18 protein-coding genes are annotated in these 19,312 nt (G+C 67.6%); 8 read left to right on the top strand and 10 right to left on the bottom strand.

Annotated elements, in window-relative coordinates:
* The first annotated feature begins 141 nt into the window (after positions 1 to 141).
* The 4 genes from JYG37_RS15665 (at position 142) to JYG37_RS15650 (ending at position 4,276) form a co-directional block, all read left to right on the top strand.
* Positions 142 to 843: a TerC family protein gene (locus tag JYG37_RS15665; protein ID WP_050014572.1), complete on the top strand. Its 702-nt coding sequence runs from the start codon at positions 142 to 144 to the stop codon at positions 841 to 843.
* 95 nt (positions 844 to 938) lie between these two features.
* Positions 939 to 1,535, top strand: a complete 597-nt coding sequence (locus JYG37_RS15660) for a pilin (protein ID WP_050014570.1) — start codon at positions 939 to 941, stop codon at positions 1,533 to 1,535.
* 155 nt (positions 1,536 to 1,690) lie between these two features.
* The gene (locus tag JYG37_RS15655) at positions 1,691 to 3,469 is read left to right on the top strand and encodes a PglL family O-oligosaccharyltransferase (RefSeq protein WP_213345570.1); all 1,779 of its coding nucleotides are present in this window, start codon (positions 1,691 to 1,693) and stop codon (positions 3,467 to 3,469) included.
* A gap of 456 nt (positions 3,470 to 3,925) precedes the next feature.
* Complete coding sequence (locus JYG37_RS15650) at positions 3,926 to 4,276, top strand: TonB family protein (RefSeq protein ID WP_124556531.1); 351 nt, start codon at positions 3,926 to 3,928, stop codon at positions 4,274 to 4,276.
* A gap of 148 nt (positions 4,277 to 4,424) precedes the next feature.
* On the opposite strand, the gene JYG37_RS15645 is transcribed toward JYG37_RS15650, so the two are convergent.
* The 4 genes from JYG37_RS15645 to moaC all read right to left on the bottom strand — a co-directional run bounded on the left by JYG37_RS15645 (position 4,425) and on the right by moaC (position 9,857).
* Entirely contained in the window at positions 4,425 to 5,585 is a 1,161-nt protein-coding gene (locus tag JYG37_RS15645; RefSeq protein ID WP_050014706.1) for a glycosyl hydrolase, read from the bottom strand.
* Positions 5,586 to 5,661: 76 nt separating this feature from the next.
* Positions 5,662 to 6,567: a hypothetical protein gene (locus JYG37_RS15640; protein ID WP_124631538.1), complete on the bottom strand. Its 906-nt coding sequence runs from the start codon at positions 6,565 to 6,567 to the stop codon at positions 5,662 to 5,664.
* Complete coding sequence (locus JYG37_RS15635) at positions 6,560 to 9,247, bottom strand: type VI secretion system Vgr family protein (protein ID WP_204383383.1); 2,688 nt, start codon at positions 9,245 to 9,247, stop codon at positions 6,560 to 6,562. The genes JYG37_RS15640 and JYG37_RS15635 overlap by 8 nt, the downstream gene beginning before the upstream one ends.
* 121 nt (positions 9,248 to 9,368) lie before the next feature.
* Entirely contained in the window at positions 9,369 to 9,857 is a 489-nt protein-coding gene (gene moaC / locus JYG37_RS15630; RefSeq protein WP_050014564.1) for a cyclic pyranopterin monophosphate synthase MoaC, read from the bottom strand.
* Between the two features lie 269 nt (positions 9,858 to 10,126).
* Between moaC and JYG37_RS15625 the strand changes: the two genes are divergently transcribed.
* On the top strand, positions 10,127 to 11,821 hold the full coding sequence (locus JYG37_RS15625; protein ID WP_204383382.1) for a M48 family metalloprotease: 1,695 nt from the start codon (positions 10,127 to 10,129) through the stop codon (positions 11,819 to 11,821).
* A gap of 39 nt (positions 11,822 to 11,860) precedes the next feature.
* Here JYG37_RS15625 and JYG37_RS15620 read toward each other — a convergent pair whose 3' ends face one another.
* The 6 genes from JYG37_RS15620 to JYG37_RS15595 form a co-directional block, all read right to left on the bottom strand.
* Entirely contained in the window at positions 11,861 to 12,448 is a 588-nt protein-coding gene (locus JYG37_RS15620; protein ID WP_176016118.1) for a DUF2946 family protein, read from the bottom strand.
* A complete protein-coding gene (locus JYG37_RS15615; protein WP_050014560.1) occupies positions 12,441 to 13,478 on the bottom strand; it encodes a YheT family hydrolase in 1,038 nt (345 codons plus the stop codon). The genes JYG37_RS15620 and JYG37_RS15615 overlap by 8 nt, the downstream gene beginning before the upstream one ends.
* A gap of 33 nt (positions 13,479 to 13,511) precedes the next feature.
* Positions 13,512 to 13,958 carry a nuclear transport factor 2 family protein gene (locus JYG37_RS15610; RefSeq protein WP_050014558.1) on the bottom strand — a complete coding sequence of 149 codons (447 nt, stop codon included), beginning with the start codon at positions 13,956 to 13,958 and terminating at the stop codon, positions 13,512 to 13,514.
* A gap of 115 nt (positions 13,959 to 14,073) precedes the next feature.
* A complete protein-coding gene (gene waaF / locus JYG37_RS15605; RefSeq protein ID WP_050014556.1) occupies positions 14,074 to 15,111 on the bottom strand; it encodes a lipopolysaccharide heptosyltransferase II in 1,038 nt (345 codons plus the stop codon).
* A 140-nt stretch (positions 15,112 to 15,251) separates the two neighbouring features.
* Positions 15,252 to 15,446 (bottom strand): zinc-finger domain-containing protein, encoded by a 195-nt coding sequence (locus JYG37_RS15600; protein WP_006482499.1) that lies wholly within the window; start codon positions 15,444 to 15,446, stop codon positions 15,252 to 15,254.
* Positions 15,447 to 15,496: 50 nt separating this feature from the next.
* Entirely contained in the window at positions 15,497 to 16,420 is a 924-nt protein-coding gene (locus tag JYG37_RS15595; protein ID WP_006477940.1) for a branched-chain amino acid transaminase, read from the bottom strand.
* Between the two features lie 206 nt (positions 16,421 to 16,626).
* Between JYG37_RS15595 and JYG37_RS15590 the strand changes: the two genes are divergently transcribed.
* The 3 genes from JYG37_RS15590 (at position 16,627) to JYG37_RS15580 (ending at position 19,179) form a co-directional block, all read left to right on the top strand.
* Positions 16,627 to 17,382, top strand: a complete 756-nt coding sequence (locus tag JYG37_RS15590; RefSeq protein ID WP_124631541.1) for an AzlC family ABC transporter permease — start codon at positions 16,627 to 16,629, stop codon at positions 17,380 to 17,382.
* Positions 17,379 to 17,702 (top strand): AzlD domain-containing protein, encoded by a 324-nt coding sequence (locus JYG37_RS15585; RefSeq protein ID WP_050014552.1) that lies wholly within the window; start codon positions 17,379 to 17,381, stop codon positions 17,700 to 17,702. The genes JYG37_RS15590 and JYG37_RS15585 overlap by 4 nt, the downstream gene beginning before the upstream one ends.
* Positions 17,703 to 17,982: 280 nt before the next feature.
* Positions 17,983 to 19,179, top strand: coding sequence for a phosphoglycerate kinase (locus JYG37_RS15580; protein ID WP_050014551.1), 1,197 nt, complete (start codon positions 17,983 to 17,985; stop codon positions 19,177 to 19,179).
* Positions 19,180 to 19,312 lie beyond the last annotated feature (133 nt).

Below are 19,312 nucleotides of genomic sequence, written 5' to 3'. Positions count from 1 at the left end.
CGTCCTGCAGAAAACGCCGGCTTTGCCGGCGTTTTTTGTTATGCTCCCGCAATGAATTCGTAAGCACCGGGCATGCGTGCTGCATGTGCCGACGATGAACCGGGTCGCCCGCGAGGCGGCCGCTGCCCTTTCCTCACCGCCATGCTCGAATTCCTGACCTCGCTGCACTGGGGCGCCATTCTCCAGATCGTCATCATCGATATCCTGCTCGGCGGCGACAACGCGGTCGTGATCGCGCTTGCATGCCGCAACCTGCCGGCGAACCAGCGGCTGCGCGGGGTCGTCTGGGGCACCGCTGGGGCGATCCTGCTGCGCGTCGCGCTGATCACGTTCGCGGTCGCGCTGCTCGACGTGCCGTTCCTGAAGCTCGGCGGCGGGCTGCTGCTGCTGTGGATCGGCATCAAGCTGATGGCGCCGGCCGCCGACGCGCACGACAACATCAAGCCGGCCGACCGGCTGTGGGATGCCGTGAAGACGATCGTGATCGCCGATGCGGTCATGAGCCTCGACAACGTGATCGCGATCGCCGGCGCGGCCGAGCAAGCCGATCCGTCGCACCGGATCGCGCTCGTGATCTTCGGGCTCGTCGTCAGCGTGCCGATCATCGTGTGGGGCAGCACGCTAGTGCTGAAGCTGCTCGACCGTTTCCCGGTCGTCGTGGCGCTCGGCGCCGGGCTGCTCGGCTGGATCGCGGGCGGGCTGATCGTGAACGACCCGGTCGGCGACCGCTGGCCGGTGCTCGATACGCCGGAAGTGGTTTACGGCGCGAGCATCGTCGGGGCCCTGTTCGTCGTCGCGATCGGTTACGCGCTCAGGAAACGCCGCGACGTGCCGCAGCACTGACTGGCCATCCGGCCGACTGCCGGCTTCGCGGCCCGCTGGCTACGATCGAGACGCCTGCCTTTGTCGGCAGGCGTTTTTCGTTTCCGGAGCCTGCCATGTTCGAAGCCTTTTCCGTTTCCCTGTTCCGTCGCGTTGCCGCCGATCTGCGGCGCGCGAACCGGTCGTCGCCGCGCTGGCGGCTGGCCGGGTTCACGCTGATCGAACTGATGATCGTGCTGGCGATCGTCGGCGTCGTCGCGGCCTATGCGATTCCCGCGTACCAGGATTACCTCGCACGGTCGCGCGTCGGCGAGGGGCTTGCGCTCGCGTCGTCGGCGCGGCTCGCGGTCGCCGACAATGCCGCGAGCGGCGCGAGCCTCGACGGCGGCTACAGCCCGCCGGCCGCGACCCGCAACGTCGAATCGGTTGCGATCGATGGCGCCACCGGCCAGATCACGGTTGCGTTCACCACCCGTGTCGCCGCGGCCGGCACGAATACGCTGGTGCTCGTGCCGTCCGCGCCCGACAAGGCCGATGCGCCCACCGCGCGCGTGCCGCTCAAAAAGGGGGCGATACAGGCGGGCGCGATTGCGTGGGAATGCTTCGCCGCCGGCAAGGACGCGTCGTCGCTGCCGGCGCCCGGCGCCGGGCCGTTGCCCGGTAACGCCGCGACGCTGCCCGCGAAATATGCGCCCGCGGAGTGCCGTGCATAAGGCTGGCGCAGAAGGAGAGCGGCCGCGCATGCGGCCTGCCGGCCGCCGCTTCGGCCGGCCGGGCTGCGGCCCGACGCCGGCACGCGGAGCGACAGCCCCGCACAGAGCGGGGAAAGTTTTGTATAGTGCGCCGGTTGCTGACATCCGGTTCGCTCATGCCTTCTACTTTTTCCCGTTCGTTGTCGCTCGTTGCGCTGGCTGTCGCCCTGATCGTGCCGTACGCGATCACGAATCACACGTATCCGATCCCGACCTTCTATTCGGAGTTTTCCGCGCTGGTGCTGTATCTGCTGGTGGGCGTGTCCGTCGTGCTGCTCGCGCGCACCGGCCGCCCGGCCCAGCGGTTTGCCGCGCCGGCGGCGTTCGCGGCGCCGCTCGGTTTTGCGGCGGTGCTGATCGCGCAGGTCGCGCTGATCCCGCTCAAGGTGCCGTCGATGAACTGGCTGGCGGTCGGCTATCTCGCCGCCGCGCTGGTCGCGATGCAGGCCGGGTATGCGCTGGCGCGCGACGGGATGGCGGAAATCGTGTCGCGGATGATGGCCGGTGCGCTGCTCGTGGGCGGCGTGTTCGCGGTCGGCACCCAGATCGTGCAGCTGTTCCACCTCGAATCGGCCGTCTCGCCGTTCGTCGTGGTGTACAACATCGCGGTCGATCGCCGCCCGTACGGCAACATGGCGCAGGCGAACCACCTGGCCAGCTACATCGCCTTCGCGCTCGCGGGTGCGCTGTATCTGGTGCAGACGCGCCGGCTCGCGGTGTGGGCATGGCTCGCGCTGTCGCTCGTGCTGTCGGTCGGTCTCGCGCTGACGGTGTCGCGCGGGCCGTGGCTGCAGGTCGCGGTGATGGTCGTCGCGGGCTTCTGGATGGCGTGGGTCGAATCGCGCCGCACGCCGGGCAATGCGCGTGCGTGGCTGATACCGGTGGTGCTTGCGGTCGCATTCATCGCGGTGAACGTCGCGGTGCGCTGGGCCAACGTGCACTACCACCTGAATCTCGCGGAGTCGGCAGCCGACCGGATGCGCGATGCCGGGCAGATCGCGCCGCGCCTCGCGCTGTGGAAGTACGGGCTCGCGATGTTCCGCGAGCATCCGCTGCTCGGGGTCGGCTGGGGCGAATTCCCGTCGCATCAGTTTGCGCTCGTGCGCACGCTCGGCGGCGTCGAGATCGCGAACAACTCGCACGACATCTTCATCGACCTGCTCGCGAAGTCCGGTCTCGTCGGGCTCGGCGTGCTCGCCGTCACGCTCGTCATGTGGTTCGTGCGTGCGGTGCGGGCGCCGCAGTCGAGCATGCGCGTGTTCGGCTTCGCGCTGATCGGCATCCTGCTGATGCATGCGCTGGTCGAGTATCCGCAGCAATACATGTTCTTCCTCTTGCCGGCGATGTTCGTGATCGGGCTGCTCGAGGTGAAGCCGCTGCGTATCCTGCCGGGGCGTGCGGCATTCGGGCTGTTCGCGGTGCTGTCGTTCGGCGGCGTGCTGGCGGCGGTGCCCGTGCTGCGCGACTACCAGCGCGCGGAAGTGCTCTATTACGGCAGCAGCCCGGCCGCGCAGTACCGCGATGCGCCGTCGCTGCTGTTCGGCGCGTGGGGCGATTACGGTGCGGCGACGCTGCTCACGATTTCGTCGGACAACCTGCCGCTCAAGCTCGCCGCGCACGAGCGCGCGATCGCGCTGCTGCCCGGCGACACGGTGCTGCGCCGCTATGCGGTGCTGCAGGCGCTGGCCGGCCGCGAAGCGGACGCGCTCGATACCGTCGCGCGCCTGCATGTGTTTGCGAAGGAATTGAAGGACTGGCCGCAACAGCTGGCCGCGTTGTACAAGCTGTGCGATCAGGAGCCGGCGCTGAAGACGTTCAGGGCGACCGTCGTCGCGAAGTACGGCGAAGCGCCGGCCGACGAGGGCGACGATTCGGACGACGACGATTCGGATTGACGCGTGTCGTGCACGCCGGAACGGGGAATTCCGGCGTCTACCGCGCCGCGCTGACGGCGGCCGACGTCGGAGCAAGACGGCCGCCCGGCGCATAGCGCGCCAATCCGGTCGGGTATCGATTACGTCGCGGATCGCGCGGATTCCAGCCGAATGGGCGGCGATTCGCGTCAACCATTGTCAAATCGCCGCCGCTGACCGGGCGGCGCGTGCACAATGCGCGAAAGCGCTCGCGTGCCCGCCGGCGCGGCGCGTAGCCGGTGTGAATACGGAGAATGTCCAGGCTATCCGGGCATTCCGCCGAGCAGGATCGCGGTCGAGCATTGCTCGGCCGCGCGGCCGTAACGGGGCGCCGGTCCGATGGCCGCGGCGCGGTGCGACACACGCGATGCGGCCGGCGAAAGGCTGCCGGCGCGCGACGCATGTGCCCAGAACAGTGCTGAAGAACGACATTCGACCATGGCCCTTCGCTCGACCTACCTGATCCTGCCCGCCGTCGCGGTACTGCTTTCCGGCTGCGCGATGCTGTCGTCGTCGCAGGAAAGCAAGCTGACCTGCCATATCCCCCGGGCCGTCTATCCGGATAGCGCGAAACCGCTCACGCGTCCGGTTACCGTGCTCGTGCGCGCGCTGATGACGACGTCCGGCGAAGCGCAGAACGTGACCGTGACGACGAGTAGCCGCAACGCGGCGGCCGATCGCGCGGCCGTCGAGGCGATGACGCACGCGACCTGCGCACAGACTGGCGCGACCGCGAATCCTTTCCTGCTGACGCAACCGTTCGTGTTCGAGCCGCAGCGCGGGCAGTGACGGGCGGGCTGCGCGCCGATGGCCGCACCGTTGCACGCGGCCACCGAAAGTCGATCCGTGCGGCCGCCGAGCCGTGCGCTCGATGTGCGGTGCCGCGGAGCCGGCATCCGAATCGCGACGGCGGTCCGCGGCAATCGCATCGGAACGGTCAGAACTGCCGCTTCTTGAGCGTATAGGCGACCAGCGAATACAGCGTGTTCGTTTGGGCGTTGAAATATCCGCCCTGAGCCGGTTTCTCCCTGCTCGAGTTCCAGGTCTTCCCGCCGTCGCTGCTGACGAACGTGAGATCGAGCGGTGTGCCGTTGCGGCTGGCGTCGGTCGCGTAGACGAGCAGCAATCCGTCCCGGCCGACGCTCAGACTATCGAGCGTCAGTGCGTCGTCAAACGAATGCAACTGGCGCACCTGCTCGGGTTCGCCGTTCGTCCAGGTCGAAATGGCGCCGACGCGTTTTCCCTTGTCGGCGGGATTATCGAAATTGCGCGGTTCGCCGAGGCGCGACAGCGCGTAAAGCGCATAGTGATTCGACGCGGTTGGAGACGAGGACAGGTTGACGACGACCTGTTCGGGCAAAACGGCCTCCAGGGCGAACCCGGATTGCTCCCAGCCCAGCCGATAGACGACGCTTCCGGCGGTAGCATGCTCGGATTTCTCGACGTGGTATGCCACGCGCAAGGTACCGTCCGGGCCGAGGTCGATGCCGTCAAAGGTGCGGCGGGGTTTGCCGGCCTCCGCAGCACCCGGTGGCAGTTGGATTTCCCGCCACGATTGACCGCCGTCGGACGTGCGCCACACGTGCGGGCCCCAACCGATCGCATAGCCGCGCTGCGGATCCAGAAAGAGCAGGCGACCGATGTTCCGATCTTCGGGCCACGCGAGCTGTACCCAGTCGCGTCCGCCGTTGGACGACTTCCAGAGCTTGGTCACGTGCGGCGTCAGCCCGTCGGCAGGCTGAGGCGACTTGTAGTCCATCCAGCCGGTGCTGATGAATTCGACCGTCCAGTCCTTGGCGTGCCACCAGGCGGCGGTCTGGCCCACCTGCTTGAAATGGCGCGTCATGTCGCCGTTCACCGGGCCGCGCCAGAATTCGACCGACGTCCGGTTCAGCGTTTCGCGACTGTCGCTCATCCAGGCTTCGGCCGGCTCGGCTTTTTCCTTGTCCTTCCATTCCGCGTACGGTTTGAACGTGATTTCAGGATCGCTGATCTTCAGCGTGATCGCCTCGTTTCCCGATATCACGAAGTCGCCTCCGCCGTAAGGCTTGCTGTTCTTCATGAAAGTGTTGGAAACGACCTGCCAGTCATTCGACATAGATGAGAACCCGACAATCAAGACAATGAGCACGACTGCCGCGCCGAGCGACAGCTTCAGGAATTTTTTCGTCATTTCATTTCGGCATCAGTTTTTCGATTGCCTGTGCAACAGGGTCGATGACATGTTCGTTGACGGCATCACCGGCCTGTTTCGCATATTCGACGGTATTGTCGACGTACTGTTTGCCCACGCCGACACCGCTGTCGAATGCCTGGGAGAATGTCCTGAGATCACCCCATTCCTGGGCGTTGGGTTGCTTCAGGATGTAGTACATATCGACAGGCCCGAGCCCGGCCAGACCGCCGTCGAGATAGGCGAGAGGGTGGGTCTTGAACGCGTACGTCTTGAAGGTGTCGTCATCCAGTTCGAGCGCGTACTGCGGCACGTTCATCTCGCAACCGCCGCTGTTCGGCTTCTTGCCCCTGATCGAAATGGTGTCGCCGCGCATGTTCTGCTGCAAACCCTGTTCCAGATAATGCTGCAGGAACCAGCGTGCGCTCGCAAGCCACGCCTTGCCTTTGTCGCTCAATTGCGGGAGCAGGTATTTGCCGTAATTCGAGCAATAGTAGTAACCGTAGCTGACGTAATATCCCGGCGGCTTATGCCCGCATCCGATATGACGCATCATGAAATTGCCGTGGCGGGACCAGTCGGAATCGGTGCTTTCGGCTTGTATCAGGTTCTCCCGCCGATGCAGCAGTTCACGGGCAACTTTCGTGTCTTTCCACGGATCCCATGACGTCGCGAATTTCTTGACGGTTGCCCAGATACTCGACGTGCTGACTTTTTCGACCGTTTCCCAGTACTCGCCATGCAGCGGCCGGTAGTAGTACGGGCACGTTCCGATAATGGAATCCGCCGCCGGCGTCACATGCTTGTCGCAGATGTTGATCTGTACCTTCGGCCGATCCTGGTATCCCGTCGGGGTGAGCATCGCCGCACCGGTTCCGAGCACCTTGTCCTGTTGTCCGTCAGCCATTCGATTTCCCCAGAAACTTGACGACGACGTCGTGCGGCACGTGGCTCTGCGTGAGCCCTGTCTCGCCTGCCGCGTTGGTGACGCCTTCCGAGATCAGTTGTCCGTTCGAGAACATCTGGTACCGCGTGTTCGCGACCGGGATGTCGGTGCCGGCCCAGTGCGCGATGAACGCCTGGTCGTAGTTGCCGTTGGAGTTCGGCAGCGTCGGCATCGCTTGCGACAGGTGGGTGGGGCCGCTGAACGCATGCTGCGCGCCCTTGATGTCGATCTTGCCGGGCGCATGCACCTCGATGTTGCCGTTCGCGATGCGGATATAGGCGCCGCCGGACGTCAGCAGGATTTCCTTCGCCGCGGCGCCTTCGACCGACTGCGTGACGGCGATCAGCTTCAGCGCCTTCTGCGCGGTCAGCTCGATGTTGTCCGCGTGCGCCTGCACTTCGACCTTGCCCTTGCCGGCGAACAACTTCATCCCCGCGTTTTGCGCGAACAGGCTGATCCGGTCGAGGACACTGGCGACCAGCGATTTCCCGGCGGCGACGTGCGTGCTTTGTCCGCTGACGAGGTTGATCTGCTGGTCCGCGGCAAATTGCGCGGATTGCTGCGTGGACATCCCGATGCCGGCCGGGCTGCCGAACAGCATGACCGGCTCCTTGAACGCATTCGCGCTGCCGGTTCCGCCGCCGGCCGTCCGCCCGCCCGACGTGCCGCCGCTCACGCTGTTCCGCGTCGCATCGGCGAACTGCTTCAGTGCCGAGTGGCCGGGGTCGAGCGACTCGCCCTGATGCTGCGCGCTGACCTGCGACATCGCGTCGATCAGTCCTTCCGCGCGCACGAGCTGCTCCCGCGTCTCGTCGACGTCGAGCGGCTGGCTTGCCGCCTGCTTCGGATGCGTCGTGACGTACAGCCCGCGGTTCGCGCGCACGGCGCCGTAGGCGTCCGAGCGCAGGTCGAAGCCGCTGCCGAGATAGCTGCCGCGGTTGTTGCCCGCGTGGTCGATCAGGTAGCCCAGATGCAGATGTGCGTTGGTCTGGCTGCTGTACAGGTGCACGCGGTTCTGCGACGTCGCGTCGTCCAGTACCAGCTGGTTGTAGCCGGCGCCCGCATATTCCTTTGACCGGTATCCGGACAGGATCCCGTTGCTGTGCCATTGCGGACTCGTCGCGCCGTTGTAGACCTTGCCGACGATGATCGGACGATCGCAGTCGCCGCCGACGAAGTCGACCAGCACTTCCTCGCCGCTGCGGTGCGGGTGAACGGCGCCGTAGCCGTTGCCCGAATCGGACGACGTGGCGCGGAGCCAGCACGATGCCTTTTCGTCGCCGTCGTTCAGGCGGTCCCAGTGGAAGCGGACCTTGACCCGGTTGAGCGCGTCCGTGTGGACCTCTTCGCCCTGCGGGGCGACGACGATCGCGGATTGCAGGTGCATCGGCGGCTTCGCATGCTCGAACGGGCTGCGGAACGGCACCGTCGTGCGCTGCGCTTCGATGCGGATCTGATAGAAGCCCTCGGTGCCGTCGGGATGACGCACACGCGACAGCGGAGTATCGCCTGCCTGCACGATGCGGCCGATCTCGGCCTGCAGACTGTGCGGGAAAACGGCCGACTCGTCGGCCACGGGCAGGTTGTTGACGATGACCCACGTCGTCTCGATCACCGCGAATTCGCGTTGACCGGCATCGTCCTTGTCGTGTTCGGGATGATCGGCGAACGCGAACGTGCGTCCCGCGTCCATGCGCCGCACGCCGCCGACACCATGAAAGCGCTTCGCTTGCGATTCCTGTTCTTCCATCCAGATCTTCGACAGATGGTCGCCGCGCGACTGCTCGGGATACGTGTACGCACCCGTGTATTCGTAGACTTCGAGCTGCCCCGGCAGGTCGCCCTGGTTCGCGATCGTCGGCGTGTGGGTGGCCTTCGGATTCGACGCGGTGGGCGGCTGCTTGTAGTCGAACGTGCGCGTGGCGCGCGCGACGCTGCGCAGCGTGCGCGTACCGGTGAACTGGACGAGCGTGTCGGCTTCGTCGCCCGTGCCCGCGTGATGAAAGCGCACGGTTCGCGGCGACAGCGCGGGCAACGCATCGAGCCGATCGACGATGACGAGCCGGTGCGACTTGCCGTCCTTGTCCTGTTCCCAGAAACCGTACAGGCCTTCCGATTCCATCAGGCGATGCACGAAATTCCAGTCGTCCTCGTATTGCATGCAGAACGAGCGCGACGGCAGCGGCCGGGAAAGCTGGAACGTGAAGCGGCCCTGGGCCTGCGGGTGCTGGTTCAACACGTCGGCGATGATGTCGTCGGCCGACCGGTCCTGCCAGATGCGCTGATCGCGGCGGAACTTCAGGAAGTGCAGGAACGATGCAAAGACGATCTGGTAGTGCGTGACGCCGCTGTCCGATCCGAGCCGGCGGACCGCATGCGCATAGCCGTGGTGTGGCGCGTACGATTGGTCGGCCTGCTGGATCCAGAGCGTCACCGGCTGCGCGATCAGTTTCTTGAGTTCGACGTCGTCGGATACCGACACGGTATCGACGGTGAACTCGAAATGGCGCCCGAGCCGCGACCGGCCCGCGACCCGCTGCGGCAACAGGACGTCAGGGCCGAGCGGGGTATCCAGCTTGACGAGGCGCGCGTGCTGGACCGGTCCGGCCAGCAACGCGCTTCTTAACGCTTGCGAATTCATCACCAGGGCTCGCTTTGTTGTGCTGTTTTGCTGGTTCGCACGCTCTCTCGTGCGGAATCCGGTAATTGTATGAGATAAACGGCTTTATCTCGAATTTGCGGGCCGGCTGCGCCCTGGCCGTTCAGCCCGCCGCGTCTTCCGCCTTCCAGTCCCCCGACTTCCCGCCGCGCTTCTCGCGCACGCTCACGTCGGTGATCACCATCCCGCGGTCGACCGCCTTGCACATGTCGTACACGGTCAGCAGCCCGACCTGGACGGCCGTCAGCGCTTCCATCTCGACGCCGGTCCGGCCGAACGTCTCGACCTGCACGACGCAATGCACGCCCGGCAGCGCGTCGTCGAGTTCGAAGTCGACGGCCACGCGCGTCAGCGCGAGCGGGTGGCACAGCGGAATGAGATCGGCCGTGCGCTTCGCGCCCTGGATCGCCGCGATGCGCGCGACGCCGAGCACGTCGCCTTTCTTGGCCTTGCCGTCGCGGATCAGCGCGAACGTGGCCGGCAGCATCCGGATCGTGCCGCGCGCGATCGCGATGCGCCGCGTTTCCTGCTTGTCGCCGACGTCGACCATGTGCGCATGGCCGGCGGCATCGAAATGGGTGAGTCCTGACATGTCTTCCTCTCGTGGAACGGCGTGCGCGCGCACGTCCGTCGATCCGGCTCCGTGATCAGCCGCGCTTCGAATCCCGTACCGGCGCGACGAACCGATCCAACCGCGCAGCGGGCGCCTATCATAGCAGCGGCGTTCGCGTTGCCGGACGCGCAGATGACGCATGCGCGGCACGGGACAGTCGTCGCGGCGCCGGTACAATGACCCGAATATTCAGACCAAACGCCGCGATGCGCGCCGCTCGCGCGGGACGGCGTCGTATTCATCCTGCCATGCGTGTCAAACAGTTGCTTGCCGTGTCGCTGTCGGCCGCGCTTGCGCTGCCGCCGGGCGGCCATGCGCAGAGCGCCGCCGCGCCGCCGCTCGAGCCGGCAGCGGGCGGCGCGACGTCGATATCCACCGTGCCGTCCGGCATCGCGACCGGCGTGTTCGGCACGTACGGCGGCGCGGAGAGCCGGTTCTCGGGCGCGGACGGTGCGTCGGCGCCGGTCGCGAGCCTGCGCGCGCCGCTGCGTGCGCTGGAGCTGCCCGATCTTGGCGACGGCTCCGGCGGCGCGCTGACGCCGCGGGCCGAGCGCCGGCTGGGCGAGCGCGTGATGCGCGAGGTGCGGCGCGATCCCGACTATCTCGACGACTGGCTCGTGCGCGACTACCTGAACGCGATGGCGGCGCGGCTCGCGGCCGCGGCGGCGGCGCGCTACATCGGCGGCTACACGCCCGACTTCGACCTGTTCCCGGTGCGCGATCCGCAGATCAACGCGTTCTCGATGCCGGGCGGCTTCATCGGGATCAACAGCGGGCTGGTGGTGACGACGCAGACGGAGTCGGAGCTCGCATCTGTGGTCGGCCACGAGATGGGGCATGTGCTGCAGCGGCACATCGCGCGGATGATCGGCGCGAGCGAGAAGAGCGGCTACACGGCGCTCGCGACGATGCTGCTCGGCGTGCTGGCCGGCGTGCTCGCGCGCAGCGGCGATCTCGGCAGCGCGATCGCGATGGGCGGGCAGGCGTACGCGGTCGACAACCAGCTGCGCTTCTCGCGTTCGGCCGAGCGCGAGGCCGATCGCGTCGGCTTCCAGTTGCTCGCGGGAGCCGGCTACGACCCGTATGGGATGCCGGGCTTCTTCGAGCGGCTCGATCGCGCGTCGATGGGCGATGCGGGCGTGCCGGCCTACGCGCGCACGCATCCGCTGACCGGCGAGCGGATTGCGGACATGGAGGATCGTGCGCGCCGCGCGCCGTACCGGCAACCGCGCCAGTCGGCCGAATACGGGTTCGTGCGCGCGCGGCTGCGCATCCTGCAGAACCGGGCGCCGACCGACATCTCGGCCGAGGCGCGCCGGATGCAGCTCGAGATCGACGATCGCACCGCGCCGAACGTCGCGGCGAACTGGTACGGCATCGCGCTCGCGAACACGCTGCTCGGCCAGTACGATGCGGCGGACAAGGCGCTCGCGTCGGCGCGCGGCGCGTTCGACGAGCGCGAGCGGCGCGACGACGATCCGGCCACCCGTTCGCCGAGCCTCGACGTGCTGGCCGCCGACATCGCCCGCCGCGCGGGCCGGACCGACGACGCGGTACGGCTGTCGGCGCTCGCGCAGCGGCGCTGGCCGGCGTCGCACGCGGCGATCGTCGCGCACCTGCAGGCGCTGATCGCCGCGCGCCGCTTCGCCGACGCGCAGACGCTCGCGCGGGCGCAGGCGAAGGCCGACCCCGAACAGCCGGACTGGTGGGATTACCTCGCGAAGGCGAGCGACGGCAAGGGCGACGTGCTCGCGCGGCGCCGCGCGCTGGCGGAGAAACTGGCGCTCGACGGCGCGTGGCCATCGGCGATCCGGCAACTGAAGGAAGCGCGCGACGCGAAGGACGTGTCGTTCTACGAGCAGTCGATCATCGGCGCGCGGCTGCTGGAATTCGAGGCGCGCTACAAGGAAGAGCGCGACGACGAGAAGAACGGCCGCGGGTAGCGGCCATCGCGCGGCGAACGCGGCCGGTGCCGCCGCGGCTCACTGGTCGCTGTCGGCCGCGTCGCGCGCGCGGCGCGCCGGGCTGGCGACGTAGCCGAACCGTGTCGGTACGTCGGCGCACGCGATGCTGCCGAGCGGCAGCGTACGGCCGTCGCGCCAGCGCAGCACGGGCGGCTCGGCATCGAAATCCGCGTGATCGGCGAACAGCCCGAGGTCGTGATCGTGCAGCGCCGCGATGCGCGCGGGCGTGCCGGCGTCGCGAAACAGCACGCCGCCGCCGTCGTCGAGCCACGCTGCCTCCGGCTTGAACGGGGCGCCCGTCTGGTCGGTGAGCGCAAGCTGCCCGTCATGCTCGGCGAGCCGCACGACCCACGGCGTATAGGCGAGTTCGACGTACACGCGCTGCGGCCCGTTCTGGAAGAACCACTGGCCCTGCGCGTCGCATGCGTAGTTGCGGCCGATGAACGCGTTCAGCGCCGCATGCCGGATCGGCGAGCCGAGCTCGCCGGCCGCCTGCGCGGCGTCGTCGCGCAGCCGCCATGCGCCGCGCCGATCGAGCAGCAGCCAGCCGGTGCAATGCGGCACGTTCGGCCATTTGGCGAGCGCCTGCCTGACGATGTCATCCATGGTCGACGAATTTCGAGCAATAGCCGAACACCCGCGCCGACAGCCAGTCGAGGCGGCCGGGGAACGGCCCGGTCATGAAGCCCGCGTGGCCGCCGTGCGCGGGCTGGTCGAGCTCGACGGCCGGCGACACGTCGGCCGGGCCCGGCAGCGCCGATTCGGGCAGGAACGGGTCGTTGCGGGCGTTGAGGATCAGCGTGGGCACGTCGATCGCGCGCAGCAGCGGGCGCGTCGTCGCCTGGGTCCAGTAGTCGTCCGCGTTCGCGAAACCGTGCAGCGGCGCGGTCACGACTTCGTCGAAGTCGCGCATCGTCACGGCCCGCAGCATCGCGTCGCGGTCGAACAGCCCCGGATACTGTTCGAGTTTCGCGAGCCCCTTGCGTTTGAGCGTCTTCAGGAAGCTGCGCGTGTAGACCATCGCGAAGCCCTGCGACAGCGCGCGGCCGCCGGCATGCACGTCGATCGGCGTCGAGATCGCGGCGGCGGCGCGCACGATCGACGTGTCGCTGCGATGCTCGCCGAGCCAGCGCAGCAGCACGTTGCCGCCCAGCGACACGCCGGCCACGACCAGCGGTCCGCGGTGCTGCGCGGCGAGCCGGCGCAGGATCCAGTCGACCTCGGCGCTGTCGGCGAGATGGTAGAAGCGCGGCTGCCGGTTGATCTCGCCGCTGCAACTGCGGAAGTGCGGGACGACCGCGTGCCAGCCGTGCGCGCGCGCGGTGGCCATCATCGCGAGCGCGTAGTGCGAGCCGGAGCTGCCTTCGAGGCCGTGGAACAGCACGAACAGCGGCGCGTCGGGCGCCGGCGCCGCGCTGTCGAGGTGCGCGACCCAGTCGAGGTCGATGAAGTCATGGTCGGGCGTTTCCCATCGCTCTCGCCGATAACCGACTACCGGCCGCCGCGCGAACAGCGCGGGCACGATGGTTTGCACATGGCTGTTGGGCAGCCAGCGCGGTGCGCGATAGCGCAATGAATCGTCGTCGGGGGCCGGGGGCCCGGTCAGCGGCGAGGTGGGCGGAGAAGCCGTACTCATGATCGCCCCGCTAATGCGTTGCTTCGTTTTTCGTCAGTGCAGCGGACCCTGCCCGTGACGGATCTTCGCGGCGAATTGTCCGGCCGCTCGTTCAGGAATCGGGCTCGCGTGGATGTGCGCGATGCGCCATTCGCCACGTTCGTGGATCATCACGTACGTCGCGAAAACCATGTCGGGTTCGGCCGTCAGGTCGGCCTGCTGATGCGCTTCGGCGATCGTATAGACGACCGTGCCGAGGCTGTCGTACACGCGGATGTCGAGCGGCTCGATCGTGACGGGGCGCGTCGCGAGGCGATTGCCCAGCCCGCTGCGGATCTGGTCGAGGCCGTGCAGATGCTCGCCGTCCGCCCACACGCAGCTGGCGAAATCCTCGTCGATCCACAGCGCCAGCAGCGCGTCGAGATTGGCATCCGCGACGGCCTGGTAGTAGGCGTTCAGCGTATCGGCGGCAGCTTCGAACAGGCGGGCAAAACGTGGCATCGGGGTGGTCTCTCGCGCGCATCGCGCGCCGTATTCAGCACGGCGGCCCGGATCGAGCCGCCGTACACCGGTGAATCGGATTGCCCGGCGCGCCGTGCGACGCTGCCGGTCAGGGTCAGCGCTGCCCGACGAGCATGCCGCGCAAATCGCCGAATACCTGCTCGGGACCGAGTTCGCGCAGGCACTTCAGGTGGCCGAGCGGGCACTCGCGTTCGAAGCAGGGACTGCATTCGAGATGTAACCATTGTACCTTCGCCAGGTCCGACAGCGGAGGGGTATGGCGCGGATCGGTCGATCCGTACAACGCGACGAGCGGCCGGCGCAACGCGGCGGCGACGTGCATCAGCCCAGAATCGTTGGTGACGACCGCGTTCGCGCGCGCGATCAGCGCGCACGCCTCGGACAACGACGTCTGCCCGCACAGGTTGCGCACGTTCGGCGCGTGGTCGGCGATCGCCTGCGCGGCGGCCGAATCCTTCGGCGAGCCGAGCGCGACGATCTGCGTATACGGGAACGACTGGTGGACGATGGTCGCGAGCGACGCGAAGTGCTCGGGCGGCCAGCGCTTGGCCGGGCCGTATTCGGCGCCGGGGCAGAACACGACGAGCGGCTTGCGCGTATCGAGATTGAAACGTGCGGACACGCGCGCCGTCTCGTTCAGGTCGGCGTCCAGGCGCGGCGCGGGCAGCGTCTTCATCGACTCGGGCAGCTTCGCGCCCGGCGCGTACGCGAGCGCCGCGTAATGGGTCGTCATCGGCGGCCGCTCGCCCGACTTGTCGGGGTTCGCGTGCCGCACGTTCAGCAGCCCGTAGCGGTGCTCGCCCGTATAGCCGATGCGCAGCGGAATGTTCGCGAGCCACGGGATCACCGCGGATTTCAGCGAATTCGGCAGCACGTACGCCGCGTCGTAGCCGACGTCGCGCAGGTCGCTCGCGAGCTGCCAGCGGCGCAGCAGCTGCAGCTTGCCGTGCGCGAGATCGGTCGCGTAGACATCGTGGATCTCGGGCATCCGCTCGAGCACGGGCGCGACCCAGGAGGGTGCGACGGCATCGATCGCGATGCGGGGATGGAGCTTTTTCAGCAGCGCAAAAAGCGGCTGCGCCATCAATGCGTCACCGATCCAGTTCGGTGCGATAACCAGCGCTCGACGCATCAGGTCGACTTCCGATGTCGTAATGAAGCACGGCGCACGGGCGCCGCGTTCGGGTTGCCAGAATGGGGAAGGGCGGCGCGCCGGACTGCCGGCTGCGCCGCCTTGCGGGTCGGCGGGCCGTCAGGCCCGGCCGCCGGGGCTCAGTGGCCCTTGACGACCTCGCCGTCGCGCAGCTTGTAGCGCGTGCCGCAGTACGGGCAGCGCGCCTCGCCGTGCGATACGTCGATGAAGACGCGCGGGTGCGCATTCCAGCGCGTCATGGCCGGGTTCGGGCAGTAGGCGGGAAGATCCTTGGCCGTCAGCTCGACCAGCGGCATTTCCTTGATTTCGCTCATGAGACTTTCTCTTATCACTCTTGTGTGGGGCGGTCGGTGGCGCGGCGCGCTCAGACCTTCGTCAGCCAGTGCGCGTACTTCGCGTTCTTGCCCGACACGATATCGAAAAACGCCGACTGGAGCTTTTCCGTGACGGGGCCGCGCGCGCCGCTGCCGATCGTGCGGTTGTCGAGTTCGCGGATCGGCGTGACCTCGGCGGCCGTGCCGGTGAAGAACGCTTCGTCGGCCGTGTAGACCTCGTCGCGCGTGATGCGCTTCTCGATGACCTCGATGCCGGCGTCCTTCGCGAGCGTGATGACCGTGTCGCGCGTGATGCCGTCGAGGCAGGACGACAGGTCGGGCGTGTACAGCTTGCCGTTGTTCACGAGGAAGAAGTTCTCGCCGGAGCCTTCGGACACGTAGCCGTCGACATCGAGCAGCAGCGCTTCGTCGTAGCCGTCGGCCGTCGCTTCCTGGTTCGCGAGAATCGAGTTCACATACCAGCCGGATGCCTTCGCACGCACCATCGACACGTTCACGTGGTGGCGCGTGAACGACGACGTCTTCACGCGGATGCCCTTCGCGAGGCCGTCCTCGCCGAGGTACGCGCCCCACGGCCACGCGGCGATCGCGACGTGGATCGTATTGCCCTTCGCGGCCACGCCGAGCTTTTCCGAGCCGACCCAGATGATCGGGCGCAGGTAGCACGACTCGAGATGGTTCTCGCGCACGACCGCGAGCTGCGCGGCTTCGAGCGTTTCGCGGTCGAACGGCACGTCCATCTGGAAGATCTTCGCCGAATTCAGCAGGCGTTTGGTGTGCTCGCGCAGGCGGAAGATCGCGGTGCCGCCGTCGGCCGTCTTGTACGCGCGCACGCCCTCGAAGACGCCCATGCCGTAGTGCAGCGTATGGGTCAGGACGTGGATCTTGGCGTCGCGCCAGTCGATCAGCTTGCCGTCCATCCAGATCTTGCCGTCGCGGTCGGCCATTGACATAGGATTCTCCTGGAAGCGGTGATGTGCTGCGGGTGGTGTGCAGCGTTGAACCGGAAAGACGCTTATTTTAGCGTCATTTGGGGACGATCCGGTCGGGCGGCACGGGGCCGGCGCTATAATCGTCCGGTACCGATTCCAATAACGATGGGTCGCACGGCAGGAGGCGCCGGCGTCCCGACGAACCGCCCGCTGCGGCCCGCTTTCCGATGCTCGCTCGATTGTCCGCCACCGACCGCTTCGCGCTGATCCAGGGCGCGCGCGACTATTCCCCGACACTGATGGCGATCCTGTCCTGGGGGCTCGTCACCGGCATCGCGATGAGCAAGTCCGCGATGACGCTCGGGCAGGCGAGCGCGATGTCGCTGTTCGTCTACGCGGGCTCGTCGCAGCTCGCGGTGCTGCCGCTGCTCGCGGCGAAGCTGCCGATCTGGACCGTGTTGCTCACGGCCGCGATGGTCAACCTGCGCTTCGTGATCTTCAGCGCCGGGCTGGCGCCCCATTTTTCCTACCTGCCGCTGTGGCGGCGCCTCGCGATCGGCTATTTCAACGGCGACGTGATCTATCTGCTGTTCCAGAAACAGGGCTTCGCGTACGGCCGCGTGCCGGGCAAGGAAGCGTATTTCTGGGGGATGGCGCTCGCGAGCTGGGCGTCGTGGCAGGTGTCGTCGCTCGCCGGCATCCTGCTCGCGAGCGTCTTTCCCGCGAGCTGGGGGCTGGAGCTGGCCGGCACGCTCGCGCTGATCCCGATCATGGTGTCGGCGGTCGCGAACCGCTCGACGCTCGCGGCCGTCGCGGTCGCGGGCATCGTGTCGCTGATCGCGTTCGACCTGCCGTACCGGCTCGCGCTCCCGATCGCGGTGCTCGCCGCGCTCGCGGCCGGCTGCGCGGCCGATTTCTTCGTCGAGCGCGCCGACTGGCGGCGCATCCGGACCGAAACCGTGCACGAAAAGGACATCGAATGAGCGCGACCGAGATCTGGATCGTCATCGTCGGGATGACGATCGTCACGGCCGTCACGCGCGCGCTGTTCCTGATCGGCGGCGAGCGCACCGTGCTGCCCGAACGCGCGCAGCGCGCGCTGCGCTACGCGCCGGCCGCCGCGCTGGTCGCCGTCGTGTTGCCCGACGTGCTCGAAACGCCGGCCGGACTGTCGTTCGGGCTGTCCAATCATCCGTTCTACGCGGCGCTCGCCGGCCTCGGCTGGTTTTTGTGGCGGCGCAGCATGCTCGGCACGATCGTCATCGGGATGCTCGTGTTCACCGCACTGCGGCTGATCTTCTGATGCGCCGCCGTTCCGGCCCGATCACTGCCGGCCGGCTGTGCGCCTGTCTTGCTGCGATGCAGCAATTCGTCCGTTCCGGCGCGCGATCCCAAATAGGCGGAATTCGCCGTCGCACGGGTCAGTCTGCCGGATGGATCGGCTAGAATGCCCGTTCGAGATTTTTTACCCGTGCGCGTCTTGCGAACCGCCAGCCACGGCCGCATCCGGCGCCCTTTCGCGGCAGCCCGCGCACGTCCAGCGTGAACCCCCTTTCCCCATCCACCACTTCAATCTGTTCAACATGAGCCAAGTCAAGCGTCTTACCGACCTGATCGCCGCCGGCCAGCTCGCCGGCAAGCGGGTGTTCATCCGCGCCGACCTGAACGTCCCGCAGGACGACCAGGGCAACATCACCGAGGACACGCGCGTGCGTGCGTCCGTGCCGGCCATCCAGGCCGCGCTCGACGCCGGCGCGGCGGTGATGGTCACGTCGCACCTCGGCCGTCCGACCGAAGGCGAATTCAAGCCGGAAGACTCGCTCGCGCCGGTCGCGAAGCGTCTCGCCGACCTGCTCGGCCGCGACGTGCCGCTCGTCGCGAACTGGGTCGAGAACGGCGTGAACGTCGCGCCGGGCCAGGTCGTGCTGCTCGAGAACTGCCGCGTGAACAAGGGCGAGAAGAAAAATTCGGACGAGCTCGCGCAGAAGATGGCGAAGCTCTGCGACGTGTACGTGAACGACGCGTTCGGCACCGCGCACCGTGCGGAGGCGACCACCCACGGGATCGCGAAGTACGCGCCCGTGGCATGCGCGGGCCCGCTGCTTGCTGCGGAACTCGACGCGCTCGGCAAGGCGCTCGGCAACCCGGCGCGCCCGCTGGTCGCGATCGTCGCCGGTTCGAAGGTGTCGACCAAGCTGACCATCCTGAAGTCGCTGGCCGGCAAGGTCGACCAGCTGATCGTCGGCGGCGGCATCGCGAACACGTTCATGCTCGCGGCCGGCCTGTCGATCGGCAAGTCGCTCGCGGAAGCCGATCTCGTCGCCGAGGCGAAGGCGATCATCGACGAAGCGCGCGAGCGCGGCGCATCGGTGCCGATCCCGACCGACGTCGTCACCGCGAAGGAATTCTCGCCGACGGCCGCGGCCACGGTGAAGCAGGTCGCCGACATCGAAGCGGACGACATGATCCTCGACATCGGCCCCGATACGGCCAAGGCGCTCGCGAGCCAGCTCGAGAAGGCCGGCACGATCGTGTGGAACGGCCCGGTCGGCGTGTTCGAGTTCGACCAGTTCGGCAACGGCACCAAGACGCTCGCCGAAGCGATCGCCAAATCGTCCGCGTTCTCGATCGCGGGCGGCGGCGACACGCTCGCGGCCATCGCGAAGTACGGCATCCACGACCAGGTCAGCTACATCTCGACGGGCGGCGGCGCCTTCCTCGAGTTCCTCGAGGGGAAGAAGCTGCCGGCGGTGGAAGTGCTCGAAACGCGGGCGGCCTGAGCGTGGCGGCGCGCGCAGGGGTGACGAAGGCCGCGCGCTCCGCGAAAGCGGAGCAGCCGGCCGGCGCGGGCAAGCGCACACGCGCGCCCGCGCGGGCGAACACCGCCCCGCGCGCACCGGCGGCCGCCGGCGA

This window comes from Burkholderia sp. LAS2 (genome assembly GCF_018417615.1).
Classification (GTDB): domain Bacteria; phylum Pseudomonadota; class Gammaproteobacteria; order Burkholderiales; family Burkholderiaceae; genus Burkholderia; species Burkholderia sola.
The sequence above is the reverse complement of the archived record's forward strand: the minus strand, read 5'-3'. Positions and strand labels throughout refer to the sequence as shown.